The organism is Ideonella aquatica (assembly GCF_018069755.1).
Taxonomy (GTDB): Bacteria; Pseudomonadota; Gammaproteobacteria; order Burkholderiales; family Burkholderiaceae_C; genus Ideonella; species Ideonella aquatica.
The window spans coordinates 1-23,347 of sequence record NZ_JAGQDE010000044.1 but is presented as its reverse complement, the minus strand read 5'-3'; the positions used below and the strand labels follow the sequence as shown (position 1 = coordinate 23,347).

General features: G+C 72.2%; 22 protein-coding genes and 1 pseudogene. 18 read left to right on the top strand and 5 right to left on the bottom strand.

Annotated elements, in window-relative coordinates:
- Together KAK06_RS23425 and KAK06_RS23420 are read left to right on the top strand one after the other, a co-directional pair.
- Positions 1-1,555, top strand: a 1,555-nt coding sequence (locus KAK06_RS23425; RefSeq protein ID WP_210804592.1) for a flavin monoamine oxidase family protein, incomplete at its 5' end; no start/stop codon positions are given.
- 22 nt (positions 1,556-1,577) lie between these two features.
- On the top strand, positions 1,578-1,904 hold the full coding sequence (locus KAK06_RS23420) for a hypothetical protein (RefSeq protein ID WP_210804591.1): 327 nt from the start codon (positions 1,578-1,580) through the stop codon (positions 1,902-1,904).
- Here KAK06_RS23420 and murU read toward each other — a convergent pair.
- Together murU and KAK06_RS23410 are read right to left on the bottom strand one after the other, a co-directional pair.
- Positions 1,882-2,607 carry an N-acetylmuramate alpha-1-phosphate uridylyltransferase MurU gene (gene murU / locus KAK06_RS23415; protein ID WP_210804590.1) on the bottom strand — a complete coding sequence of 242 codons (726 nt, stop codon included), beginning with the start codon at positions 2,605-2,607 and terminating at the stop codon, positions 1,882-1,884. The genes KAK06_RS23420 and murU overlap by 23 nt on opposite strands.
- A gap of 13 nt (positions 2,608-2,620) precedes the next feature.
- Positions 2,621-3,601 (bottom strand): lipase family protein, encoded by a 981-nt coding sequence (locus tag KAK06_RS23410; protein WP_210804589.1) that lies wholly within the window; start codon positions 3,599-3,601, stop codon positions 2,621-2,623.
- 101 nt (positions 3,602-3,702) lie between these two features.
- Between KAK06_RS23410 and KAK06_RS23405 the strand changes: the two genes are divergently transcribed.
- Positions 3,703-4,020, top strand: coding sequence for a DUF2322 family protein (locus KAK06_RS23405; RefSeq protein WP_210804588.1), 318 nt, complete (start codon positions 3,703-3,705; stop codon positions 4,018-4,020).
- On the opposite strand, the gene KAK06_RS23400 is transcribed toward KAK06_RS23405, so the two are convergent.
- The gene (locus tag KAK06_RS23400; RefSeq protein WP_310741146.1) at positions 4,021-5,304 is read right to left on the bottom strand and encodes a M16 family metallopeptidase; all 1,284 of its coding nucleotides are present in this window, start codon (positions 5,302-5,304) and stop codon (positions 4,021-4,023) included. It abuts the gene before it with no gap.
- Positions 5,305-5,455: 151 nt separating this feature from the next.
- Between KAK06_RS23400 and KAK06_RS23395 the strand changes: the two genes are divergently transcribed.
- The 6 genes from KAK06_RS23395 (at position 5,456) to KAK06_RS23370 (ending at position 13,727) form a co-directional block, all read left to right on the top strand.
- A complete protein-coding gene (locus KAK06_RS23395) occupies positions 5,456-7,759 on the top strand; it encodes an NADP-dependent malic enzyme (RefSeq protein WP_210804586.1) in 2,304 nt (767 codons plus the stop codon).
- Between the two features lie 20 nt (positions 7,760-7,779).
- A complete protein-coding gene (locus tag KAK06_RS23390) occupies positions 7,780-8,874 on the top strand; it encodes a ComEC/Rec2 family competence protein (RefSeq protein ID WP_210804585.1) in 1,095 nt (364 codons plus the stop codon).
- Positions 8,875-8,979: 105 nt separating this feature from the next.
- Positions 8,980-10,410, top strand: a complete 1,431-nt coding sequence (gene pyk, locus KAK06_RS23385) for a pyruvate kinase (protein ID WP_210804584.1) — start codon at positions 8,980-8,982, stop codon at positions 10,408-10,410.
- A 117-nt stretch (positions 10,411-10,527) separates the two neighbouring features.
- Entirely contained in the window at positions 10,528-11,592 is a 1,065-nt protein-coding gene (gene fba / locus KAK06_RS23380) for a class II fructose-bisphosphate aldolase (protein WP_210804583.1), read from the top strand.
- A gap of 105 nt (positions 11,593-11,697) precedes the next feature.
- Positions 11,698-12,594: a phosphoribosylaminoimidazolesuccinocarboxamide synthase gene (locus KAK06_RS23375; protein WP_210804582.1), complete on the top strand. Its 897-nt coding sequence runs from the start codon at positions 11,698-11,700 to the stop codon at positions 12,592-12,594.
- Between the two features lie 32 nt (positions 12,595-12,626).
- Positions 12,627-13,727 (top strand): hypothetical protein, encoded by a 1,101-nt coding sequence (locus KAK06_RS23370; RefSeq protein WP_210804581.1) that lies wholly within the window; start codon positions 12,627-12,629, stop codon positions 13,725-13,727.
- A 7-nt stretch (positions 13,728-13,734) separates the two neighbouring features.
- Here KAK06_RS23370 and KAK06_RS23365 read toward each other — a convergent pair whose 3' ends face one another.
- On the bottom strand, positions 13,735-14,697 hold the full coding sequence (locus KAK06_RS23365; protein WP_210804580.1) for a tetratricopeptide repeat protein: 963 nt from the start codon (positions 14,695-14,697) through the stop codon (positions 13,735-13,737).
- Between the two features lie 137 nt (positions 14,698-14,834).
- Between KAK06_RS23365 and purE the strand changes: the two genes are divergently transcribed.
- From purE to KAK06_RS23335, 6 genes are all read left to right on the top strand, one after another.
- The gene (gene purE / locus KAK06_RS23360; protein WP_210804593.1) at positions 14,835-15,299 is read left to right on the top strand and encodes a 5-(carboxyamino)imidazole ribonucleotide mutase; all 465 of its coding nucleotides are present in this window, start codon (positions 14,835-14,837) and stop codon (positions 15,297-15,299) included.
- Positions 15,296-16,471 carry a 5-(carboxyamino)imidazole ribonucleotide synthase gene (locus KAK06_RS23355; RefSeq protein ID WP_210804579.1) on the top strand — a complete coding sequence of 392 codons (1,176 nt, stop codon included), beginning with the start codon at positions 15,296-15,298 and terminating at the stop codon, positions 16,469-16,471. Before purE ends, KAK06_RS23355 begins: the two co-directional genes overlap by 4 nt.
- Positions 16,472-16,476: 5 nt before the next feature.
- Complete coding sequence (locus KAK06_RS23350; protein ID WP_210804578.1) at positions 16,477-17,469, top strand: L-threonylcarbamoyladenylate synthase; 993 nt, start codon at positions 16,477-16,479, stop codon at positions 17,467-17,469.
- A gap of 30 nt (positions 17,470-17,499) precedes the next feature.
- The gene (locus KAK06_RS23345) at positions 17,500-18,471 is read left to right on the top strand and encodes a hypothetical protein (RefSeq protein WP_210804577.1); all 972 of its coding nucleotides are present in this window, start codon (positions 17,500-17,502) and stop codon (positions 18,469-18,471) included.
- A 128-nt stretch (positions 18,472-18,599) separates the two neighbouring features.
- A complete protein-coding gene (locus KAK06_RS23340; protein WP_210804576.1) occupies positions 18,600-19,751 on the top strand; it encodes an SGNH/GDSL hydrolase family protein in 1,152 nt (383 codons plus the stop codon).
- 26 nt (positions 19,752-19,777) lie between these two features.
- A complete protein-coding gene (locus KAK06_RS23335; RefSeq protein WP_210804575.1) occupies positions 19,778-20,449 on the top strand; it encodes an OmpW/AlkL family protein in 672 nt (223 codons plus the stop codon).
- Positions 20,450-20,470: 21 nt separating this feature from the next.
- Here KAK06_RS23335 and dacB read toward each other — a convergent pair whose 3' ends face one another.
- The gene (dacB, locus tag KAK06_RS23330; RefSeq protein WP_210804574.1) at positions 20,471-21,901 is read right to left on the bottom strand and encodes a D-alanyl-D-alanine carboxypeptidase/D-alanyl-D-alanine endopeptidase; all 1,431 of its coding nucleotides are present in this window, start codon (positions 21,899-21,901) and stop codon (positions 20,471-20,473) included.
- A 61-nt stretch (positions 21,902-21,962) separates the two neighbouring features.
- Here dacB and tsaB point away from each other — a divergent pair, with 61 nt between their 5' ends.
- From tsaB to KAK06_RS23315, 3 genes and pseudogenes are all read left to right on the top strand, one after another.
- The gene (gene tsaB, locus KAK06_RS23325; RefSeq protein ID WP_210804573.1) at positions 21,963-22,676 is read left to right on the top strand and encodes a tRNA (adenosine(37)-N6)-threonylcarbamoyltransferase complex dimerization subunit type 1 TsaB; all 714 of its coding nucleotides are present in this window, start codon (positions 21,963-21,965) and stop codon (positions 22,674-22,676) included.
- The gene (gene rimI / locus KAK06_RS23320) at positions 22,673-23,140 is read left to right on the top strand and encodes a ribosomal protein S18-alanine N-acetyltransferase (protein WP_210804572.1); all 468 of its coding nucleotides are present in this window, start codon (positions 22,673-22,675) and stop codon (positions 23,138-23,140) included. Before tsaB ends, rimI begins: the two co-directional genes overlap by 4 nt.
- Positions 23,140-23,347: pseudogene (locus tag KAK06_RS23315) on the top strand (uracil-DNA glycosylase family protein); the annotation flags it as partial. The gene rimI and the pseudogene KAK06_RS23315, both read left to right, overlap by 1 nt.

The window sequence follows — 23,347 nt, the reverse complement described above, 5'->3', positions numbered from 1 at the left end:
CGGCTGCCTGCCCGCGCCCGAGGTGCTGCACGCCAGCCGCTGGGTGGGCGTGGCGCCCGAGCGCGGCCACCGCCTGCGCGCGCCGCGGCCGACCATGCCGGCCGGGCCGCTGCGCCGCGTCGGTGCGCTGGTGCTGGGCGGCGGCGTGTCGGGTCTGGCGGCGCTGCGCGCGCTGGTGGAGGGCGGCATCGACGACGCCCAGCTGCTGGAGCTCGACGACGCGGTGGGCGGCAACAGCCGCGGCCACGCACTGGCCGGCAGCGGTTGCCCGATGGGCGCGCACTACCTGCCGGTGCCCAGTGCCGCGGCGCCCGAGGTGCGCGAGTGGCTGCAGCAGATCGGCCTGCTGCGCATGACGGCCGCGGGCCTGCAGCCCGACGAGCGCCACCTGTGCCACGCGCCGCAGGAGCGCCTGTTCATCGACGGTGCCTGGCAGGACGGCCTGCTGCCCTCGGCCGAGGGCCGGCCGGCCACGCTGGCGCAGTACCGGCGCTTTGCCCAGGCCGTGGCCGAGGCGCAGCGCGCGCTGCCGTTCGCGATGCCCACCACCGGCCTGGCCTGGCAGCCCGGGCATGCGGCGCTCGACGCGCAGCGCTTCGACCAGTGGCTGCAGGCCCAGGGCCTGGACGACAGCCGCCTGCTGGGCCACCTCGACTACTGCTGCCGCGACGACTACGGCGCCGGCGTCGCCAGCGTCTCGGCCTGGGCGGGCCTGCACTACTTCGCCAGCCGCCACGGCTTTGCCGCGCCGGGTGACGAGGTGGCCGAGCGCGACGCGGTCTTCACCTGGCCCGAGGGCAATGCCTTCCTGGTGCGCGCGCTGGCCCAGCCGCTGGCTGAGCGTGTGCACGCCGGGCGCAGCGTGCTGGCGGTGGAGGCCGGCCGCCACGCGGTGCAGGTGCTGGCCTGGAACGAGGCGCAGGGCGCGCCCGAGCGCTGGCAGGCCGAGCGGGTGGTGGTGGCCCTGCCGCTGCACGCCGCGGTGCGCCTGGTGCAGGGCCTGGACGCGCCGCGCCAGCGCGCGCTGCGCGAGACCGCGCAGGCCACCCGCCACGCCCCCTGGCTGGTGGCCAACCTGCAGCTGGACGCCTGGCCGCTGGCACGCACCGGCGCACCGCTGGCCTGGGACAACGTGCCTTTTCAACTGGCGGGCCGCTCGCCAATGCTGGGCTATGTGAACGCGCGCCACCAGTCGCTGCGCACCGATGCCGCCGCCGCCCCCCCGGTGATCACGGCCTACCTGGCGCTGCCTGAGGCCGAGCGCGGCCGCCTGCTGAGCGGCTCGGCCGCCGACTGGACCACCGAAGTGCTGGCCCATCTGGCGCCGCTGCACCCCGACCTGGCCCAGCGCCTGCGCCAGGCCGAGCTGACGCGCTGGGGCCATGCGATGGCCATTCCGGCACCCGGCGTGGCCGGCCAGCCGGCGCGGCGCGCGCTGCGCGAGTCCGCCGGTCGCGTGGCCTTTGTCCACAGCGACCTGGCCGGCTATTCGGTGTTCGAGGAAGCCTTCACCTTGGGGACCCGGACCGGGCGGGCGCTGGCGCGCCTTCGGTAGACTTCAGCGCAGGGAGTCTCGAATGAACATCTTCAAATGGGGCCTGGGCGGTTTGCTCGTGGCCTTCGTGCTGCTCAGCGCCTGGCGCTGGCGTGATTCAACCTGGCTGGCGCCGCTGATCGGACGCAGCCCGCCGCCGCCCAAGGCCATCGTCTTCGACAACGGCACGGTGCGCGCGCAGCCGGCCTCCGAAGCCGCATCAGCCGAAGTGATCGCGCTGCCGGTGCCGGGCGGCATGCGCAAGTGCGTGAAGCGTGGCGAGGTGATCTACACCGACCGCCCCTGCCCGCAGGGCATGAAGGAAGCCGACATCGACGCCAGCCGCTTCAACCCGGTGCCGGGGCGCTGAGGCGCTGCAGCGCCGCCAGCTGTTCTGGCGTGCCCACGTTCTCCCAGGCGCCGCTGAGCACCTGGCCGCCCAGGCGGCCGCGTGCGGCGCTGGCAAACAGCAGCGGCCCCAGGGCCGCACGGGTGCCGGGCGCCACGCCGTCCACCAGCCGGGGCCGGCACAGCGCCAGGTTGGCGTAGGTCCAGGGGCGGGGCTCGTCGCGGCTCAGGCGATCGCCCTGCAGCGCAAAGTCGCCGCGGGCATTGAAGCCGGGGTTGGGCACCACCCACAGCCCGGCGTCGTCGTCGCTGGCGGCGAAGCGCTCGGCGTGCGACGCCTCGAACCCAAAGTCCGGGCACCAGATGTCGCCCGAGACCACCCAGAAGGGCTCGTCGCCGCGCGGTGCCAGCCAGGGCAGGGCGGTGGCGATGCCGCCGGCCGTCTCCAGCGCGCCCCCGTAGGCCTGGCCTTCCATCGAGTAGTGAATGCGCAGGCCCCAGCGGCTGCCATCGCCCAGCGTGGCGGGGAACTGCGCCTCCAGCCAGGCGGTGTTGATCACCACCTCGCGCACGCCGGCCCGGGCCAGCGCCTGCAGGTGGTGGGCGATCAGCGGCTGGCCGCGCACGGGCAGCAGCGGCTTGGGGCAGGTGTCGGTCAGCGGGCGCATGCGCTCGCCGCGGCCGGCGGCGAGGATCAGCGCGCGCAGTGGCGCGGCAGGGCTCATGCGGCCAGTGTAGTCAGCCGCGCAGTGCGCTGAGGTAGTTGTCCGGTGTGTGGTCGCTCAGCAGCCGGGTGGCGATCTGGCCGGTGAGCAGCCAGCTGAGCTTGCGCAGCGGGCCGTCCTGGGTCAGCGCATCGAACTGGTCCTGACGCACCTGGGCCTCGGTAGCGCCGGGCCAGGGCCGGCCCCGGCGGTCGATGTAGAGCCGCTGGCCGGCATGCTGGTAGCCCTGCGGCGCGCGCGCCAGCACCTCGGCCGGGTCCCAGCCGGCGTGGTCGCCCCAGCCATCGGCCATGGCCATCGCGGCGCGCGCCGCGGTGGTCGACCACAGCGCCTGCCAGCCGCTGCTGGGTGGCAGCGCGCCTTCGTGGCCGGGCGGCACCATCGGCACCAGGTCGATGGCCTGCACGATGCGGGTGTGGCGCTCGCCCAGGCGCTCATCCAGCGTGCGCGCGAAGACGGCGTCGCCCACGCGCGGGCAGCCGATCGTGACCAGGCGGTCGGCCCCCCAGGCCGAGGCCAGCAGCACCGCCAGCGCGCCGCCCAGGCTGTGGCCGCAGATCAGCAGGCGCCGGTCGGGCCGCAGCGCCGCCAGCGCCGGGCCGACCTTGGCATGGGTCAGCACCTTGTGCGCGGCCAGCGCGAAGCCGCTGTGCACCTGCGCGCCGGGCACCGCGGACCACTGGCGGGTCCAGGCCATGGCATCGATCAGCACGTCGCGCCGCCAGGGCTGGGTGCCGCGCAGCGCGGCGATCAGCCAGCCGTCGGCGTGGGTGGCGAGCAGGCCCTGGGTGTCGGTGGCGGGGTCGTCGAAGAACAGCGCCTCCTGGGCGCCGATCGCGGCCAGGGCGCGCGCGCGTGCGCCGGCATCGCCCAGGTAGGCGATGCGCGCCGCCGCAGCGCCCAGCAGCTCCACCGAGGGGCGCCCCGGCAACGTGGGCATGGCGCGGCGTTCGGGATGGAAGAGGGCGCCGGGGTCGCGGGTGTAGTCGGGCATGGGCATCTCCTGGGGGCCATCTTGCCGCGTCCGCGCCGCGCTGGGCACCCACCGGGTGCGGGGGATACAGTGCGCGCTGCAACCCTTGACGCCTGCGCACCATGGCCTTTGCCGACACCCTGAAGACCCTGCCCAGCGTCGCCCACCTGGCGGCGCTGCACCTGATCGACGCCGCGGGCCACACCGTGGCCGTGATCGAGAACCGCCCCGGCCAGGCCGGCTCGGTGGCGGTCTACCACGCGCTGGCGCAGCGCCATGGCGGGCGCCTCGATGCCGCCGCCGCGGCCGAAGGCCTGCAGCTCTACGGTGAGCACACCGCCGACGCGCGCCAGCGCCCCGGTGCCCACCCCAACATCGACCGCCTGCTGGCGCTGCTGGGCAGCACGCAGGTGCTGCAGGTGCGTCTGATCAGCGCCTGATCAGACGCCAAACCAGGGCGCCGCCTGCTCGCGCAGCCGCTGCGGCACGCTGCCGGCCACACCCACCGCCGCGGGGCCGGCCTGCTGCTGGCGGAACACCGCCTGCACCTGGGCGGGCGTCACCGCGTCCAGGCGCTCCAGCCATTCGCCGTCGGCGCGCAGCCGGCCCAGCGTGAACAGCTCCTGCACCGACTGCTCCAGCCGGCGCGCCGGCTGTTCCTGCTGGCGCAGCGCGCGCAGACGCAGTTGCTGGCGGGCGCGCGCCAGCTCGGGCGCCTTGGGGCGGGCTTCGGCATGGCGGCGCAGCAGCGTGGCCACCGCGTCCAGGTACTCCAGCGCCTGCGCCGGGCTGGTGGCCGCCTCAATGATGAACTGGCCGCCACAGGGCAGCAGGTCGGCCGAGCAGGCCACGTGGTAGGCCAGGCCGCGGCGCTCGCGCACCTCATCCAGCAGCGGTGAGCTCATGCCCTCGCCCAGCAGCGCCGCGGCCAGCACATGGGCCAGGTGGCGGTCGTCGTCGGGCGTGGGGGCCGGGTAGCCCAGCACCAGCTGCGTCTGCGAGCTGCCGCCCAGCCGGTACTGGCGCCAGCCGCCCTGCCAGGGCGCGCGCGGCAGTGGCTGCGGCGTGCCGGCAGGCATGGCCCCGAAATGCCGCTCGACCAGCGGTACCAGCGTGTCCAGATCCACCGGCCCGGCAGCGGCCACCACCACCTCGCTGGCCACGTACTGGGACTGCAGGTAGGCCAGCAGGTCGGCGCGCGTCAGGCGCTCGATCGTGGCGCGCTGGCCGATCACCGGGCGCGCCGCAGGGTGCAGCGCGCCGTAGCAGGCGCGGTCAAACGCCAGGAAGGCCATCGTCACCGGGTCTTCCTCGACCTCGGTCAGCTCGTGCAGGATCACCTGGCGCTCACGCTCCAGCTCGTCCTCGGGCACGCTGGGGTGCAGGATGATGTCGGCCAGCAGCTCCACGAACAGCGGCAGGTCGGCCGCCAGGCCGTCCAGGTGGTAGGCGGTGTGGTCCTTGTCGGTGTGGGCGTTGAGCTCGGCGCCCAGCGCCTCGGCGGCCAGGTTGATCGCCTGGCAGCTGCGCGTGGGCGTGCCCTTGAAGGCCATGTGCTCGACCACATGGCTGATGCCGGCCCAGCGGCGCGGCTCGTGCAGGCTGCCGCTGCGGATGAAGACCGACAGCGACAGCGTCTGGCGCCAGGGCATGGGCAGGGCCAGCACGCGCAGGCCATTGGCCAGGGTGCTGTGCAGGGTGGGAGGCGCAGCGGAGATCGTCACCCGGCGCACTGTGCCAGATGCCGTCTGCGGGGGCTGAACGCAGGGGCATCGTTCCATGCGAATTCCGCATAGATGAGGCGATCTTCTTGCGCCTGGTGGAATGCAACCGCACCATACGCAAGATTCAACCCATTCCATCGAGGAGACTGCGATGCCCGCCCCCGACCTCTCGCCCGCCGAACAGGCGCTGCGCGACGCCGCCCTGGACTACCACCGCGCGCCGACGCGGGGCAAGATCGCCGTCACCCCCACCAAGCCGCTGTCCAACCAGCGCGACCTGAGCCTGGCCTACTCGCCCGGCGTGGCCTATGCCTGCCTGGCGATCGAGGACAACCCGTCGCTGGCGGCCGACTACACCTCGCGCGCCAACCTGGTGGGCGTGGTCACCAACGGCACCGCGGTGCTGGGCCTGGGCAACATCGGCCCGCTGGCCGGCAAGCCGGTGATGGAAGGCAAGGGCTGCCTGTTCAAGAAGTTCGCCGGCATCGATGTGTTCGACATCGAGCTGGCCGAGAACGACCCCGACAAGCTGGTCGAGATCATCGCCGCGATGGAGCCCACGCTGGGCGGCATCAACCTGGAGGACATCAAGGCGCCGGAGTGCTTCTATGTCGAGAAGCAGCTGCGCGAGCGCCTCTCCATCCCGGTCTTCCACGACGACCAGCATGGCACGGCGATCATCTCCAGCGCCGCGCTGCTCAACGGCCTGGAGCTGGTGGGCAAGCAGATCGGCCAGGTCAAGCTGGCGGTCTCGGGGGCCGGGGCCGCCGCGATCGCCTGCCTGGACCTGATGGTCTCGCTGGGCGTCCAGCCGGCCAACATCTTCGTCTGCGACAGCAAGGGCGTGATCCGCGAGGGCCGCGGCGACAAGCTCGATGAGTCCAAGCAGCGCTACTGCCAGAAGACCAGCGCGACCACGCTGGCCGAGGTGGTGGCCGGCGCCGACGTCTTCCTGGGCTGTTCCGCCGCCGGCGTGCTGACGCCCGAGATGGTCACCACCATGGCCGCGCAGCCGCTGATCCTGGCGCTGGCCAACCCCGAGCCCGAGATCCGCCCCGAGCTGGCCAAGGCCGCGCGGCCGGATTGCATCATCGCCACCGGCCGCTCGGACTACCCCAACCAGGTCAACAACGTCCTGTGCTTCCCCTACATCTTCCGCGGTGCGCTGGACTGCGGCGCCAGCCGCATCACCGAGGCGATGAAGCTGGCCTGCGTGCGCGAGATCGCCGCGCTGGCCAAGGCCGAGGCCAGCGACGAGGTGGCCGCCGCCTACGCCGGCAAGACGCTGCGCTTCGGCCCCGACTACCTGATCCCCACGCCGTTTGACGCCCGGCTGATCCTGCGCATCGCGCCGGCCGTGGCCAAGGCCGCGCAGGAGTCCGGCGTGGCCACGCGGCCGATCGCTGATCTGGACGCCTACCGCCAGTCGCTGAGCCGCTTTGTCTCGCAGACCGGCATGCTGATGCGGCCGGTGTTCCTGGCTGCCAAGGCCGCACCGGCGCGCGTGATCTACGCCGAGGGCGAAGACGAGCGCGTGCTGCGCGCGGTGCAGGTGGTGCTGGACGAAGGCTTGGCCAAGCCCATTCTGGTGGGCCGCCCGGCGGTGATCGCGATGCGCATCGAGCGCGCCGGCCTGCGCCTGCAGCCCGGCGTCGACTTCGAGGTGGTCAACCCCGAGGACGACCCGCGCTACCGCGCCTGCTGGGAGGATTACCACCGCCTGATGGCGCGCGAGGGCGTGTCGGCCGAGGCCGCCAAGGCCGCGCTGCGCCGCTCCAACACGCTGATCGCCGCGATGCTGCTGCGCCGCGGTGACGCCGACGCGATGCTGTGCGGCCTGGTGGGTCGCTTTGATGCCCACTTCGAGCATGTGCAGGCGGTGATCGGCGCGCGCCCTGGCGTGCAGGTGATGGCCTCGATGAACGCGATCATGCTGGACCAGCACACGCTGTTCATTGCCGACACCTTCGTCAACGAGCAGCCCTCGGCCGAGCAACTGGCCGAGATTGCCCAGATGGCGGCCGACGAGGTGCAGCGCTTCGGCCTGCCGCCCAAGGTGGCCTTCCTGAGCCACTCGATGTATGGCAGCTCCAAGCGCGAGAGTGCGCGGCGCATGCGTGCGGCGCGCGACCTGTTCGTGCAGCGCGCACCGCAGATCGAGTGCGACGGCGAGATGCACGGCGACGCCGCGCTGTCCGAAACCATCCGCCAGGCGGTGATGCCGGATTCGACACTGCACGGCGCGGCCAATGTGCTGGTGCTGCCCAACATCGACGCCGCCAATATCCTGTTCAATGTGCTGAAGGTCACCGGCGGCCATGGCGTCACCGTGGGCCCGATCCTGCTGGGCGCGGCGGCACCGGCGCACATCCTGACGCCCTCGGCCACGATGCGCCGCGTGGTCAACATGACCGCGCTGGCGGTGGCCGACGTGGCGGCGCAGCGCGCCCGCTGAGGCCGGCAGGGGGCCGCGCGATGAAGCGCTCGATGTCCCTGGAGATGCTGCCGGCGCTGCACGGCGACGCGCTGCTGCTGGGCTGGCACGATGGCCGCCGCCAACGCCAGTTGCTGATCGACGGCGGACCGATCGGCGCCTGGGAGGCGCTGCGCACGCGCCTGGCGGCGCTGCCCGGAGCGAATCCCCGGCTGGAGCTGGTGGTGCTCAGCCACGTCGACACCGACCACGTCGATGGTCTGGTGCGCTGGTTTGCCGAGCCGCCCCCCTGGTCGGTCGAGATTGGCGAGGTCTGGTTCAACGGCTGGGCCCACCTGCTGGAGGCGGGTGCGCAGGAGCGCCTGGGCGGCAAGCAGGGCGAGTACTTCAGCGCGCTGATCGAGCGGCGCCTGCCGCCGGGCACCTGGAACCGGTCCTTCGACGGCCACGCCGTGCGCGTGCCAGCCAGCGGGCCACTGCCCGAAGTCCGGCTGCCGGGCGGCCTGCGCCTGACCGTGCTGTCGCCCAGCGACCAGGGCCTGGTGGCGCTGCACACCGCCTGGCGCAAGGACCTGAAGAGCGCCATCGTGCCGGGCGACTTCGACAGTGCCTGGGCGGCCTTGGCCGCGCAGCGACGCTACCTGCCCGACACCGGTCGGCTCGGCGGCGGCTCGGGGGCGAGACCCCGGCTGGACGCCGCACCCGCCAATGGCTCAAGCATCGCCCTGCTGGCCGAATGCGGCCGGCGCAGCGCGCTGCTGCTGGCCGATGCCCATGCGCCGGTGGTCTGCGCGTCGCTGCGCCGCCTGTTGGCGGCGCGTGGCCAGGCGCGGCTGAAGCTGGACGTGATGAAGGTGGCCCACCACGGCAGCCGCGGCAACACCACCGCCGAGCTGATGGCCCTGGTCGAGTGCCCGCGCTACCTGGTCAGCACCAATGGCGAGCAGTTCGGCCACCCGGACGAGGAGGCGCTCGAGTGCATCCTCGCCTCGGCCCAGCCACAGCGGCCGCAGCTGTGCTTCAACTACCTCAGCCCAGCCAACCGCGCCTGGGCCGATCCGGCACGCCAGGCTCGGCAGGGCTATGAGGCGGTGTTCCCGGCCCCGGGCACCGAAGGGCTGGCCGTGCACTGGTAACCGCGTCGTACCTGTCTCTGCGGATAATGGCCGCACCCCACCCCACCCCACCCCACACACACGGCGCCGCGCCCTGCCGGACGGCCGCCACAGGAGACCTGCCTCATGCCCCGTGCCACCAAGATCGTCGCCACCCTCGGCCCTGCGTCCAGTGACCGCGAGGTGCTGGAGCGGCTGCTGCGCGCCGGCGTCGACGTGGTGCGCCTGAACTTCAGCCATGGCAAGGCCCAGGACCACATCGACCGTGCCACGCTGGTGCGCGAGGTGGCCGCCCAGGTGGGCAAGCCGGTGGCGCTGATGGCCGACCTGCAGGGCCCCAAGATCCGCGTGGGCAAGTTCGCCGAGGGCAAGGTGATACTGGTGGGCGGCCAGCCCTTTGTGCTGGACGCCGGGCGCACCGACCTCGGCGATCTGGGCGGTGTCGGCCTGGATTACAAGGAGCTGCCGCGCGACGTGAAGCCTGGCGATACGCTGCTGCTCAACGACGGCCTGATCGTGCTGACGGTCGAGGCGGTCAAGGGCGAGCAGGTCCACACCATCGTCAAGATCGGTGGCGAGCTCAGCAACAACAAGGGCATCAACAAGCAGGGCGGCGGCCTGACCGCGCCGGCCCTGACCGCCAAGGACATGGAGGACATCAAGACCGCGATGTCTTTCCAGTGCGACTACCTGGCGGTGAGCTTTCCGAAGAACGCCACCGACATGGAGATGGCGCGCCAGCTGGCCAACGTGGCCGGCGAGCCCTACCGCCACAAGCCGGCGATGATCGCCAAGATCGAGCGCTACGAGGCCATCCCGCACCTGGAGTCCATCCTCAAGGCCTCGGACGGCATCATGGTGGCGCGTGGCGACCTGGCGGTCGAGGTGGGCAACGCCGCGGTGCCGGCGCTGCAAAAGAAGATGATCCGCATGGCGCGCGAGATGGACAAGATCACCATCACTGCCACGCAGATGATGGAGTCGATGATCCAGAACCCGGTGCCCACCCGTGCCGAGGTCTCGGACGTGGCCAATGCGGTGCTCGATGGCACCGACGCGGTGATGCTCAGCGCCGAGACGGCGGCCGGCAAGTACCCGGTCGAGACGGTCGAGCAGATGCACCTGATTGCGCTGGAGGCCGAGCGCGCCGAGGACGTGCAGCTCGACGCCGACTTCACCAGCAAGCACTTCGCCCGCATCGACCAGTCGATCGCGATGGGCGCGCTGTTCACCGCCCACCACCTGGGCTGCAAGGCCATCGTCGCGCTCACCGAATCGGGCTCGACCGCGCTGTGGATGAGCCGGCACAACATCCATGTGCCGATTTTCGGCCTGACCACGCAGCCGCGCTCGGTGGCGCGCATGGCGCTCTACCGCAATGTGCGGCCGCTGTCGATGGAAAGCTTCACCGACCGCGACGCCGCACTGGCCGCCGCCGAACGCATCCTGGTGGGTCGCGGCATCCTGCGTCCCGGCGACACCTATGCCATCACCTGCGGCGAGCCCATGGGCTATCCCGGCGGAACGAACATGCTCAAAGTGTGCAGGGTGGGTTGAACACCGGCTGAAGCGGACAGCCCGGCGACAGGGCGCGGGACTAGAATTCGGCGAGTTACGGCGCGGTTACATCGCGCGCCCGCCCAGATTTCTCCACTTCCTCCTGAGGACCCTCCCATGGCTCTCGTCTCGATGCGCCAACTGCTGGACCATGCCGCCGAACACGGCTATGGCATTCCGGCCTTCAACGTCAACAACCTGGAGCAGGTGCAGGCCGTGATGGCTGCCGCCGACGAGGTCGGTGCGCCGGTCATCCTGCAGGCCAGCGCCGGTGCCCGCAAGTACGCCGGCGAGCCCTTCATCAAGCACCTGATCCAGGCCGCGGCCGAGATGTACCCGCACATCCCGCTGGTGATGCACCAGGACCACGGCACCAGCCCCAAGGTCTGCGCCGGTGCGATCGACCTGGGCTTTGGCTCGGTGATGATGGACGGCTCGCTGCGCGAGGATGGCAAGACCCCGGCCGACTTTGCCTACAACGTCGAGGTCACCCGCGCGGTGGTGGCCATGTCGCACAAGGTGGGCGTCACGGTGGAGGGCGAGCTGGGCTGCCTGGGCAGCCTGGAGACCGGTGAGGCCGGTGAGGAAGACGGCATTGGCGCCGTCGGCAAGCTCGACCACAGCCAGATGCTGACCGACCCGGAAGAGGCCGCCCGCTTCGTCCAGGAAACCCAGCTCGACGCGCTGGCCATCGCCATCGGCACCAGCCACGGCGCCTACAAGTTCACCCGCCCGCCCACCGGCGACGTGCTGGCGATCAGCCGCGTCAAGGAAATCCACGCGCGCATTCCCAACACCCACCTGGTGATGCACGGCTCCTCGTCGGTGCCGCAGGACCTGCTGGCCATCATCAACCAGTACGGCGGCAAGATGAAGGAAACCTACGGCGTGCCCATCGCCGAGATCCAGGAAGCCATCAAGCACGGCGTGCGCAAGATCAACATCGACACCGACATCCGCCTGGCGATGACCGGTGCGGTGCGCAAGTTCATGGCCGAGAACCCCGACAAGTTCGACGCCCGCGAGTGGCTCAAGCCCGCCCGCGAGGCCGCCAAGGCGATCTGCAAGCAGCGCTACCTGGAGTTCGGCTGCGAGGGCCAGGCCGGCAAGATCCAGGGCCTGACGCTGGTCGACATGGCCGCGCGCTACGCCAGCGGCGCGCTGGCCCAGCAGGTGCGCTGATACCCCCCACGTTCTAGGGGCGTTATTCGGTGGGTCCACCCCCCTGTCCAAGGGGGGTAACGGGCTCGCCGCCTACAATCCAGGGCATCAGCCCACTGGATTGACATGGTTTCCGCGCTCCTCGAAAGCTCCCTGCATTCACTGCCCTTGCTCGCCCGCGGCAAGGTGCGTGACAACTATGCGGTCGGTGACGACCGCATCCTGATGATCGCCTCCGATCGGCTGTCGGCCTTCGACGTCGTGATGGGCGAGCCCATCCCCGGCAAGGGCGCACTGCTCACCCGTATGGCGCTGTTCTGGTTCGACCGCCTGGGCCATGTGGTGCCGCACCACCTGACCGGCGAGGACCCGCTGTCGGTGGTGGCGCCTGATGAGGTTGAACAGGTGCGCGACCGCGCGATGCTGGTCAAGCGCCTGAAGCCGCTGCCCGTCGAGGCGGTGGTGCGCGGCTACCTGGCCGGCTCGGGCTGGAAGGAGTACCAGCAGAGCCAGTCGGTGTGTGGCGAGGCGCTGCCGGCCGGCCTGAAGAACGCCTCCAAGCTGCCGCAGCCCATCTTCACCCCGGCCACCAAGGCCGAGATGGGCGACCATGACGAGAACATCAGTTTTGAGCAGATGGTGGCCATCGTTGGCCGCGAGCTGGCCGAACAGGTGCGCACGGTGTCGATCCGCCTGTACCAGGAAGCCGCGGCCTTCGCGCTGACCAAGGGCATCATCATCGCCGACACCAAGTTCGAGTTCGGCCTCGATGCCCACGGCACCCTGACGCTGATGGACGAGGTGCTGACGCCCGATTCCTCGCGCTACTGGCCCGTCGAGGGCTACCAGGAGGGCGCCAACCCCCCCAGCTACGACAAGCAGTTCGTGCGTGACTGGCTGGAGCAGGCCACGGTGGATGGCCAGCTCTGGAACAAGACCGCCCCGGCGCCCGCGCTGCCGGCCGATGTGATCCAGCGTACCGCAGCGAAGTATCGCGAAGCGCTCGAACGCCTGACCGGCTGAAGACCGGCTCCAGGCAGGGAGGAGAGCGCCCTGTGTCCCGACTGATCGACAGTCTGGACGCGGCGATTGCCGCGTGCCAGGACCCTGCGCAGGCCGACTGCCTGCGCGCTGAACGGGCCGCTGCCCAGGCCCGCTCGGGCCACCTGGCCGAGGCGCGCTTCATGCTGAAGGGGCTGCGGGTGCAGGCCCAGCGACGCGGCCGCAGCGCCCTGGCAGCCTGGGTGCCCTTTCTGGCCGGCATGATCGAGCACTTCGAGGCCTTGTCGCCCCAGGCCATCGATCACTTCGGCGAGGCGCAGCAGCGCGCCGCCGATGTTGGCCTGCCGCGCCTGCAGGCGCTTGCGCTGGCCTGGATGTCGCTGTGCCACTTCAACGCCCGGCGCTTCGGGGGGATGGTTGACACGATGGTGGCGGCCGGTCAGCTCGACGCCGGCCGCGACCTCGGCGTTCAGGCCCGTCTGTGCCTGGTGCGCGCCGACGCCTCACGCCTGGCCGGCCTGCACGCGCGGGCGCAGCAGTTGTACCTGCGCGTGCGCCACAGCGCGATGTCGCAGGGCGACACCGCGATGCTCTCGGCCATGGCGCACAACCGCAACTCCGGCCAGGTCGATCGCCTGGGCTTGCTCGATGCCCTGGGAGGGCGCACCGAGGACGAGGCGCGGCTGGCGCTGCTCGAGGCCGACTCGTGCAGCCAGCTCGACCTGGGCATGGGCAACGAGGGCCTGGTGGCCATGCCGCCCGTGATGAAGGCCCGGCTCTACACCGTGCTGCAGCGCTGGGCCGAGGCGGTGTCGCTCTACGACGCCGCGCTCGATGAGGCGGCCCACACCGGCATGGCCAGCCTGGTGCCTCACATGGCGTTGAACCGGGCCTGGTGCCGCTGGCACCTGGGCGATCGCCAGCGCGCCGAGCAGGAAGCGCGGGCGCTGGCGCCACTGGTGGACCAGCAGCCCGACGCCGACGACCGCGCCGCCGGCCACGCCCGCCTGGCGGCCCTGCTGGCGCGCTGTGGCGACAGCGCGGCCTCGGCCCGCCACCAGGCATTGGCGCAGGCGGCGCTGGATGAGTTCCAGGCTTTCCAGGCGACGCTGGCCGCGCACCTGGCCCGGGTGGACGCCGAACTGGGCAGTTAGCCCCGCGTCAGAACAGCGCCATGCTGAGCTTGCGGCGGTACTGCTCCAGCACCGGGTCAACCGGCGCCACGGCGGCCTTGCCGGTCACCTCCAGCGCCCCCTTGGGCGCGTCGCCGGCAGACGGCTTTGGTGCCGGCTTGGTCATCAGCTCGAGGATGGCGACATAGGTCTTGCGCGCGGCCTCGTCGTTCCAGGCCTTGTCGCGCATGATGATCTCGAGCAGCTCGTCCATCGCCTGCGGGAAGGCGCCGGCAGCGAACAGCACCTGCGCGGCCTCGAAGCGGGCCGCAAAGTCGCGCTTGTTGGCCGCCACCGCGGCCGCCAGGGCCTCGGGCGAGCGGGCCTGCTGCGCGGCCTCGCAGGCCTTGAGCCAATGCTCGACGGCGGCGAAGCGGCTGTCCGACAGCACCTTGGCCGCCACCGGGTCGAAGGCCGCACGCGCCTGGGCGATGCGCGACGGGTCCTGGCGCGCCACGCCCAGCAGCACCTTCAGGTAGTCCAGCCGGGCCACGTCGTTGGCCGGGTCGATCGCCACCGCTTCCTGCAGCTTGGCGATCACGCTGGTGATGTCGCCGCCCTCGGCCAGCATCGCTTCGGCTTCTTCCACCTCGGCCTCGGCCTCCAGCGCATCCTCGGTGGGCACATGCTTGCCCAGGAACTCGCGGATCTGCGGCTCGGGGATGGCGCCGACGAAGCCGTCCACCGGCTGGCCGCCGACGAACATCACGCAAAAGGGGATCGAGCGCACGCCGAAGGCCTGGCTCAGCTGGCCGGCGATCTCGGGCTGCTCGTCGCTGTTGAGCTTGGCCAGCGTGAAGCGGCCGGCGTACTCGGTCTCGAGCTTTTCCAGGATCGGGCCCAGCGACTTGCACGGGCCGCACCAGGGCGCCCAGATGTCGAGCAGCACGGGCTGCCGGGTCGAGGCGGTGATCAGCTCGGCTTCGAAGTTCTGCAGGGTGATGTCGATCATGTCGGAATCTGCGGTGGAGAAACACGGCGGGCACGCGCCAGACACACCCGGCCTGCGGCGCCAGCCTAAAATCGCGGCTTTTGCCCGTCCGGAGCCTTGCAGCCTTGAACAGCGCCTTGCCCGTGGTCGGCATCGTCATGGGGTCGTCCAGCGACTGGGACACCATGAAGGCCGCCGCCCAGATTCTCGCCGAGTTCGGCGTGCCCCACGAGGCCCGGGTTGTCTCGGCGCACCGCATGCCCGACGACATGTTCGCCTACGCCGAGCAGGCCCGCGCGCGTGGCCTGCAGGCCATCATCGCCGGCGCCGGCGGCGCCGCCCACCTGCCGGGCATGCTGGCCGCCAAGACGCCGGTGCCGGTGCTGGGCGTGCCGGTGGCCAGCCGCCACCTGCAGGGTGTCGACTCGCTGCACTCGATTGTCCAGATGCCCAAGGGCATTCCGGTGGCCACCTTTGCCATCGGTGCTGCCGGCGCGGCCAATGCCGCCCTCTTCGCCGTGGCCATGCTGGCCAACCGTGACGAGGCGCTGCAGGCCAAGCTGCTGGCCTTCCGTGCCGCCCAGACCGACGCCGCGCGGGCCATGACCAAGGACCTGCAATGAGCCTGGGTCCGCTGCTGCCGGGCGCCACCCTGGGTGTGATGGGCGGCGGCCAGCTCGGCCGCATGTTCGTCCACGCCGCGCAGGCCCTGGGCTACCGCACCGCCGTGCTCGACCCCGACGCGGCCAGCCCGGCCGGGCTGGTGTCGCACCACCACATCGCCACCGGCTACCTGGACGAGGCCGGTCTGGCCACGCTGGCCGACGTGGCCGACGCGGTGACCACCGAATTCGAGAACGTGCCCGCCGACGCGCTGCGCACGCTGGCCACGCGCCGCCCGGTGGCGCCCGCGGGTGACGCGGTGGCCATCTGCCAGGACCGCGCGCGCGAGAAGGCCCACTTCGGCGCTTCCGGCGTGCCCTGCGCGCCCTATGCGCTGATCGAGACACCCGAGCAACTGGCCGCCGTGGATGGCGCGCTGCTGCCCGGCATCCTGAAGACCGCCCGCCTGGGCTACGACGGCAAGGGCCAGGTGCGCGTGGCCGACCGCGCGGCGCTGGCCGCCGCCTGGGACGCGCTGGGCCGCGTGGCCTGCGTGCTGGAGCAACGCCTGGCGCTGCGCCTGGAGCTGAGCGTGATCGTCGCCCGCGGCGGCGACGGCCAGGTGGTGCACTTCCCGGTGCAGCAGAACCTGCACCGCGACGGCATCCTGGCGGTGACCGAGGTGCCGGCGCCCGGCGTCTCGCCCGCGCTGGCGGCGCAGGCGGTGCAGCGCGCCGGGGCCATCGCCGCCGAGATGGGCTATGTCGGCGTGCTGTGCGTCGAGTTCTTCGTCGTCGATGACGCGGCTGGCGGTCTGGCCCTGGTGGCCAACGAGATGGCGCCGCGCCCGCACAACTCCGGCCACTACACGATTGACGCCTGCGACTGCTCGCAGTTCGAGGCCCAGGTACGCTGCATGGCCGGCCTGCCGCTGGTGGTACCGCGCCTGCATTCGCCGGCCCTCATGCTGAACCTGCTGGGCGACCTGTGGTTCGATGCCGCCGGCACCGAGCGCGAGCCGGCCTGGGCCCCCGTGTTGGCCCTGCCCGGCACCCACCTGCACCTGTACGGCAAGACCAGCGCCCGGCGCGGCCGCAAGATGGGCCACCTGACCATCACCGCCGCCGACGCCGCCACGGCGCGCGCCACCGCCGACCGCGCCGCGCAGCTGCTGGGCCTGCCGCCGCTCTGAGCACCATGACGATCCGCGACGGCCGGGACCCCGCGGCACTGGCCGAGGCCGGCGCCCGCCTGGCCGCGGGCGAGCTGGTGGCCCTGCCCACCGAAACCGTCTACGGCCTGGGCGCCCGTGCCGATGACGACACTGCAGTAGCGCGCATCTTCGCGGCCAAGGGCCGCCCGGCCGACCACCCGCTGATCGTGCATGTGGCCGATGCGCCGCAGGCCAGCCGCTTCGCCGCCGCCTGGCCGGCGCGTGCGGCGCGCCTGACCCAGGCCTTCTGGCCCGGGCCGCTGACAGTGATCGTGCCGCGCGCCAGTGGCCAGGCGGCGGCCGCCGCGGGTGGCCAGGACAGCATCGGCCTGCGCTGCCCCGCGCACCCGGTGGCGCAGGCGCTGCTGCGCGAGGCCGCGCGCCAGGGTGTGCCCGGCGTTGCCGCGCCCAGCGCCAACCGCTTCGGCCGCGTCAGCCCCACCACCGCAGCCCATGTGGCGGGTGAATTCGACGACACGCTGCTGATCCTGGATGGTGGCGACTGCGAGGTCGGCATCGAGTCGGCCATCATTGACTGCACCCGCGAGGACCGCGCCGTGTTGCTGCGCCCCGGCGTGCTGGGCCGCGCCGCCCTCGAGGCGGTGCTGGGCGAACCACTGGCCGCGCCGGACGGCGCAGCGCCGCGCGCCTCGGGCACGCTGGCTTCGCACTACGCACCGCGCGCCCGCGTGCGCCTGATGGACGCGGCCACGCTGCGCTCGGCGCTGGAGGTGCTGGGCGCCCCGGCGCCTGGGGCGCCACCGCCCGTGGCGGTATATTCCCGCACAGTCCAGGGCCAGCCCGCCGGCCTGCCCTGGTGCCGCATGCCCGACGATGCCGCAGCGGCGGCGCACGACCTGTTCGCAGCCCTGCGCGCGCTGGATGACAGCGGCGCGGCGCTGATCTGGGTCGAAACGCCGCCGCCCACCCCCGACTGGGAAGGCGTGCGCGACCGCTTGCAGCGGGCTGCGGCCTGACCCCTTGTTCCCTTGTTCACCGGAGACCTCATGACTGCATCTTCCCTGGCGGCCCGACTGGCCCGCGCCGCTGGCGTGGCCCTGATCGGCGCGACGCTGCTGGCCGCCTGCGGCGGTGGCACCTCCCAGGTCGATCGGTTCGTCCCTGCGCGGGTGCTGAGCTTCGGCGATGAACTCAGCCGCCTCGAGGACAGTGGCGCCAAGTACAGCGTCAACGCGCTGACCACCACCACGCCCAAGACCATCGACTGCGGTACCAGCCCGATGTGGACGCAGTACATGGCCTCGTCGGCCTATGGCAAGGTCTTTGCCCAGTGCAAGGGCACCGCGACCTCGCCCGACGTCACCGCGATCCGCGCGGCGGCGGTCGGCGCCCGCGTCGACGACGTGGTGGCGGCGATGAAGTCCCGCATCGACAGCGGCGACATGCAGAACACCGATCTGGTCACCGTGATGGTCGGCATGCACGATGTCGTCGACCAGTACGCCCTGTACGACGGCAGCAACGAGGCCACCCTCATCGCCACGCTGACCACCCAGGGCCGCAAGCTGGCGACGCAGATCAACGCCGCCACCGGCACCGGCGCGCGTGTGCTGGTCAGCACCATCCACGACCTGGGCCTGTCGCCCTGGGCGCTGAAGGAAAAGGCCGACGTGGGTGACGACCGCCCGGCGCTGCTGACCCGCCTGGTGGATGCCTTCAACAAGGCGATGCGCCTGGAGCTGATCAACGACGGCAGCAAGATTGGTCTGCTGCTGGGCGACGACCTGTCGCGCGCGATGGTGCGCGTGCCCAGCGCCTACGGTCTGGGTGAGGTGATCACCCCGGCCTGCCTGGAAGCCCACTGGAACAGCGCGACCTGCACCACCGACACGCTGATCACCGCCGCCAAGGACAAGTCCGCCAGCTACCTGTGGGCCGACCAGCTGCGCCCCTCGTCCACCTTCCAGCTCTACCTGGGCCAGCAGGCCATCTCGCGCCTGTCCAACCTGCCGTTCTGAGGCCCTAGAGCCAGCGCTCCAGTCCGACTCAGGGTTTCCTGCCTGATCCCCGGCCGCGTGCCGGGGATAGAGTGTTCGCTGAATTTTCGAACGATCGTTCGTTTTTGCGAACCCGCACAGGAGACCTCATGCTTCGTTCCCGTCTAGGCGCATGTGCGCTGGCCAGCCTTGCGCTGGCGTCCTTGCTGGCCGCCTGCGGCGGCGGCGGTTCCGACACCAGCACCCGCGCCCAGGTCACTGCGGTCAAGGTCATGGGCGACAGCCTGGCCGATGTGGGCACCTTCGGCATCAAGTTCACGATCCAGGGCAACCCCACCTACCCCGACCTGGTGGCGCGCCAGTTCGGTGTGGCCGACGGCTGCCCCTTCTTCCTCTTCAACGGCAGCACCTTCGTGCCGAACCCGAAGACCGGCTGCACCAACTACGCCATCGGCGGTGGTGTCATCAACAACGCCGGCTCGGGCCTGGTGGCCGCCGACCCGCGCGGCGTGGGTGTGCAGCTGGCCGCGGCGGCCGCGGCCGGCTATGCCGACGGCGACCTGCTGCTGATCGACGGTGGCGGCAACGACGCAGCCGACCTGGTCGGCGCCTACCTGAAGGCGGCCAGCGACGGCGGCGCGGCCTATGTGGGCGTGCTGTCGACCGTGCTGACGCCCGAGCAGGTGGCGGCCGCCGTGGCCGGTGGCCAGACGGGCCTGGCCACGGCCGGTGGCGCCTACATGCAGGGCCTGGCCGACGTGTTCTACGGCATGGTCAAGGCCCAGGCGCTGGACAAGGGCGCCAAGCGGGTGGCCCTGATCAACATCCCCGGCATCACCAACACGCCGCGCTTCCAGATGGTGCTCGACGGCGTGGCCGCGGCCTTTGGCGGCGGTGAGACGGGCGCTGCTGCGCGGGCGCAGAGCGAGGCGCTGTTCAAGAGCTGGATCGAGGCCTTCAACGCGCGCCTGGCCGCCAAGGTGGCCGGCGACGACCGGCTGGCATTGGTCGACATCTACACCTCGTTCAATGACGAGATCGCCAACCCGGCGCAGTACCAGCTGAGCAATGTGGAGGACACCGCCTGCCCGGTCACCGGGCTGGGCTCCGACGGCCTGCCCACCTACACCTTTGCCACCTGCACCGACGCCAACCTGGCGGCCAACCCGCCCGCCGGTGCCAGCGGCAGCGATTGGTACAAGAACTACCTGTTCTCGGACGGCTTCCACCCGACGCCCTACGGCCACCAGCTGGCCTCGCAGCTGATCGCTCGCACCCTGGCCCAGGCGGGCTGGCTGTGATGTCCACTTTCGCAGGAGTCGTCCCCATGTTCCGCACCCCCCGCATCGCCCTTCTGGCCGCCGCGCTGCTGACGGCCGGTCTGGCTCAGGCCCAGTCGGCGGGCACGCTGATCGGCCGCATTGGCGCCACCAGCATCCAGCCCAACACCAAGAGCGGCGACCTGACGGCGCCGTCCTTCCCCGGGACCCAGGCCGCCATCGGCAATGACACCCAGCCCACCGCCGGCCTGACCTGGATGTGGACCGACCACATCTCGTTCGACCTGCCGCTGGCGGCCGGCTTCACCCACGAGCTGACCGGCGACGGCGCGATCGCCGGTGTCGGCAAGATCGGCGAGGTCAAGGCGCTGCCGATCACGCTGCTGGCGCAGTACCGCTTCATGGACCCGTCGTCGCGGTGGCGGCCCTATGTCGGCATCGGCCCCACCTATGCGCGCTTCTACAAGGCCAAGGGCACGGCCACGCTGACCGGCCTGACCGGCGGCTCGCCCGCCAACCCGACCACGCTGGAGATGGACTCGAAGTTCACCTTCACGGCCCAGGTCGGCCTGTCCGTGGCGCTGACCGACCAGCTGGGTCTGGACGTGGCGGTGATGACCACGCCGCTGAAGACGCGCGCCACGCTGTCCACCGGTCAGACGCTGGACGCCACCGTCAACCCGACCAGCTACAGCGTCGGTCTGACGATGCGCTTCTGACGCTGCGCCGCGCCCGCCCGCTCAGCGGGCGGGCGTGTCGCGGATGGTCCACTGCACCAGCGCGTCCAGCGCCGGCCGGCCAGCGCCCGCATTGGGGTGGTTGAGCACCGCCACCAGCACATAGCGCCGGCCGCTGTTCGACAGCACATAGCCGGCCACCGCCGCCACGTCGCGCAGCGAGCCGGTCTTCAGGTGCGCCCGGCCGGCGGTGGCGGTGGAGCGGCGCAGCGTGCCGTCGGTGCCGCTGATCGGCAGCGAGCCCATCAGCTCCGACATCACCGGCGAGCTCCAGGCCTGCTGCAGCAACCGCGCCAGCAGCGCAGCGCTGACCCGTGTTTCGCGCGACAGGCCCGAGCCGTTGTCGATCACCACGTCCTTCGTGGCCTCCTCGCCCAGGCGATCGCGCAGCCAGCGCCGCAGGTGCTCGCGCGCGTCCTCGGGGCGCACGCTGGCACCCGCCGGCAGGCTGCGCGCGGCCAGCGGCAGCGACAGGAAGAGCTGCTCGGCCATCACGTTGTTGCTGAACTTGTTGATCTCGCGCACCACCTCCAGCAGCGGCGGTGAGGCCTGCTCGAACAGCAGCCGCGCGCCCGCCGGCACCGTGCCCTCGCGCACACTGCCGGCCAGCTTGCCGCCCAGCTCGCGCCACAGTTGCTCGACCAGGCGGGCGTTGAAGCCCTTCGGGTCGGGGTGGGCCAGCGGCCAGGTTTTCTCGCCGCAGGCGCCGGGGTAGGCGCCGGCAAATCGCAGCCGCGCCGGATCGCCGGTGCTGGCCTTGAGCGCGCCGCGCCAGTCGTCGCAGGGACCGGCGGACAGCGGCACGCTGGCGTCCACCGCATAGCCGGCCAGCGGCGGATCAACGGTGACCAGCGCCTGGCCGCGCGCCGGGTCGGGCACGAAGCCCAGCACCACCGCCTTGTAGTTCAGCATCAGCGCGTCGGGGCGCACGTTGTAGGGCCGGCTGGGGTCGCCGTCGAACTCGGCGGGCGAGGTCTCGGGCACCATGAAGGCGCCGCGGTCGAGCAGGATGTCGCCGCGGATCTCGCGCACGCCCAGCTGCTGCACGCGGCGCAACAGCAGCCAGACGCGCTCCTGCACCAGCTTCGGGTCGCCGCTGCCGCGGATCGCCAGCGAGCCCTCCAGCACGCCGCCCTGCAGCGTGCCGCTGGCGAACACCGGCGTGCTCCAGCTCCAGGCCGGGCCCAGCTGGTCCAGCGCCGCATAGGTGGGCAGCAGCTTGAACACCGAGGCCGGGTTGATCGGCTGCTGCTCGCCCAGCGCCAGCTTGCGCTGGCCGCTGTCGGCTTCCAGCACCACGGCCGAGAGTGCCGACTCGGGCAGCTTGGCGCGCTGCAGCGCCTGGTGGACTTCCGGCGGCAGCAGGGATTGGGCCGGCGCGGCCGGCGCCACCAGCGCCAGCAGCAGCGCGGCCAGGGCAGGCAGGCGGTGCATCGGCCGATGATCGCACGGCTACACTGACGCCCATGCCCGCCCCACCACCCGCGCCCTGCCGATGAGACTGCTGGCCCTCGACACCGCCACCGAGGCGCTGGCGGTGGCGCTGGCCGACGGCGCGTGGGGCCGCAGCATCAACGCCAGCGGCGGCGCCCAGGCCTCGGCCACTCTGCTGCCGCAGCTGCTGGACCTGCTGGCCGGGCGCGGCCTGGCGCCGGCCGACCTGCAGGGCATCGCCTGCGGCCAGGGGCCGGGCGCCTTCACCGGCCTGCGCACCGCGGTGTCGGTGGCCCAGGGGCTGGCGCTGGGCATCGGCTGCCCGGTCTGGCTGCTCGACAGCCTGCTGATCGTCGCCGAGGACGCGCGCCGCCAGGCCAGCCAGGACGAGGGCTTCACGCTCTGGGTGGCGATGGACGCGCGCATGGACGAGGTCTACGCCGGCCACTACCGCCGCCAGGGCGGCCGCTGGCAGGTGCTGCGCGCGCCCGCGCTGTACGATCTGCCGACGCTGCACACGCTGTGGCGTGCGGCGCCGCCGCCGGCCTGCGCCGGCTCGGCGATCGACGCCTTTGGCGAGCGGCTGGCGCTGGGCGAGGCCCTGCTGTGGTCACGGCAGGCCGACCGCGCCGCCGCGCTGCTGGCCTTGGCCCGCGAAGCCGTGCGCGACCAAGCCGGCGTCACGCCCGACCAGGCGCTGCCGCTGTACCTGCGCGACAAGGTGGCGCTGACCACCGCCGAGCGCGACGCGCAGAAAGCCGGGAGCGCCGCATGACGGTCCTGCTGCGCCGCCTGCGCGAGACCGACCTGGACCGCGTCGCCGCACTGGAGGCGCGCTGCCACGAGTCGCCCTGGACGCGCGGCCAGTTCGCCGACTCGCTGGCCGCCGGCCACCTGGCCTGGGTGCTGGAAGACGGCCGCCGCCTGCTGGGCTACCTGGTGGCCATGGTGGGCGTGGACGAGATGCACCTGCTCGACATCACGATCGATCCGGCCCGACGCGGCCAAGGGCATGCGCGCCGCCTGCTGACCGAGCTGGCCGACGCCTGCCGCGCGGCCCGCGCGCCGCTGCTGTGGCTGGAGGTGCGCGAGGGCAATGCCGCCGCGCGCCGCCTGTATGAGGCCTGGGGTTTCGAGCCGCTGGGCCGGCGCAAGGGCTACTACGCCCGCGCCGACGGTGGCCGCGAGGACGCGCTGGTGATGCGCTGGGTCGTGCGCGCCGACGAGGAGGCCGCCTGATGGGCGCCGACACCCCCGCGCGCTGGGACGCGCGCCAGCGCGCGCTGCTCGAGGCCATGGGTGTGGTGGTCTGGACGCCGTCGGCCGCAGCGCTCGCGGCGGGCGAGGCGCCGGCTGCTCCCCAGACCGTGCCGCAGCCGGCCCCAGCGCCCGCGCCGGTGCGCGCCGCTGCGCCACCGCGGCCCGCTGCCCGCCCCGAGTCGGCCC

Excerpts from the sequence above, each read along its gene's own strand:
- KAK06_RS23420 (WP_210804591.1), top strand. The coding sequence starts at position 1,578 with ATGAACATCTTCAAATGGGGCCTGGGCGGTTTGCTCGTGGCCTTCGTG.
- murU (WP_210804590.1), bottom strand. The coding sequence starts at position 2,607 with ATGAGCCCTGCCGCGCCACTGCGCGCGCTGATCCTCGCCGCCGGCCGC.
- KAK06_RS23410 (WP_210804589.1), bottom strand. The coding sequence starts at position 3,601 with ATGCCCGACTACACCCGCGACCCCGGCGCCCTCTTCCATCCCGAACGC.
- KAK06_RS23405 (WP_210804588.1), top strand. The coding sequence starts at position 3,703 with ATGGCCTTTGCCGACACCCTGAAGACCCTGCCCAGCGTCGCCCACCTG.
- KAK06_RS23395 (WP_210804586.1), top strand. The coding sequence starts at position 5,456 with ATGCCCGCCCCCGACCTCTCGCCCGCCGAACAGGCGCTGCGCGACGCC.
- KAK06_RS23390 (WP_210804585.1), top strand. The coding sequence starts at position 7,780 with ATGAAGCGCTCGATGTCCCTGGAGATGCTGCCGGCGCTGCACGGCGAC.
- pyk (WP_210804584.1), top strand. The coding sequence starts at position 8,980 with ATGCCCCGTGCCACCAAGATCGTCGCCACCCTCGGCCCTGCGTCCAGT.
- fba (WP_210804583.1), top strand. The coding sequence starts at position 10,528 with ATGGCTCTCGTCTCGATGCGCCAACTGCTGGACCATGCCGCCGAACAC.
- KAK06_RS23375 (WP_210804582.1), top strand. The coding sequence starts at position 11,698 with ATGGTTTCCGCGCTCCTCGAAAGCTCCCTGCATTCACTGCCCTTGCTC.
- KAK06_RS23365 (WP_210804580.1), bottom strand. The coding sequence starts at position 14,697 with ATGATCGACATCACCCTGCAGAACTTCGAAGCCGAGCTGATCACCGCC.
- purE (WP_210804593.1), top strand. The coding sequence starts at position 14,835 with ATGGGGTCGTCCAGCGACTGGGACACCATGAAGGCCGCCGCCCAGATT.
- KAK06_RS23355 (WP_210804579.1), top strand. The coding sequence starts at position 15,296 with ATGAGCCTGGGTCCGCTGCTGCCGGGCGCCACCCTGGGTGTGATGGGC.
- KAK06_RS23350 (WP_210804578.1), top strand. The coding sequence starts at position 16,477 with ATGACGATCCGCGACGGCCGGGACCCCGCGGCACTGGCCGAGGCCGGC.
- KAK06_RS23345 (WP_210804577.1), top strand. The coding sequence starts at position 17,500 with ATGACTGCATCTTCCCTGGCGGCCCGACTGGCCCGCGCCGCTGGCGTG.
- KAK06_RS23340 (WP_210804576.1), top strand. The coding sequence starts at position 18,600 with ATGCTTCGTTCCCGTCTAGGCGCATGTGCGCTGGCCAGCCTTGCGCTG.
- KAK06_RS23335 (WP_210804575.1), top strand. The coding sequence starts at position 19,778 with ATGTTCCGCACCCCCCGCATCGCCCTTCTGGCCGCCGCGCTGCTGACG.
- dacB (WP_210804574.1), bottom strand. The coding sequence starts at position 21,901 with ATGCACCGCCTGCCTGCCCTGGCCGCGCTGCTGCTGGCGCTGGTGGCG.
- tsaB (WP_210804573.1), top strand. The coding sequence starts at position 21,963 with ATGAGACTGCTGGCCCTCGACACCGCCACCGAGGCGCTGGCGGTGGCG.
- rimI (WP_210804572.1), top strand. The coding sequence starts at position 22,673 with ATGACGGTCCTGCTGCGCCGCCTGCGCGAGACCGACCTGGACCGCGTC.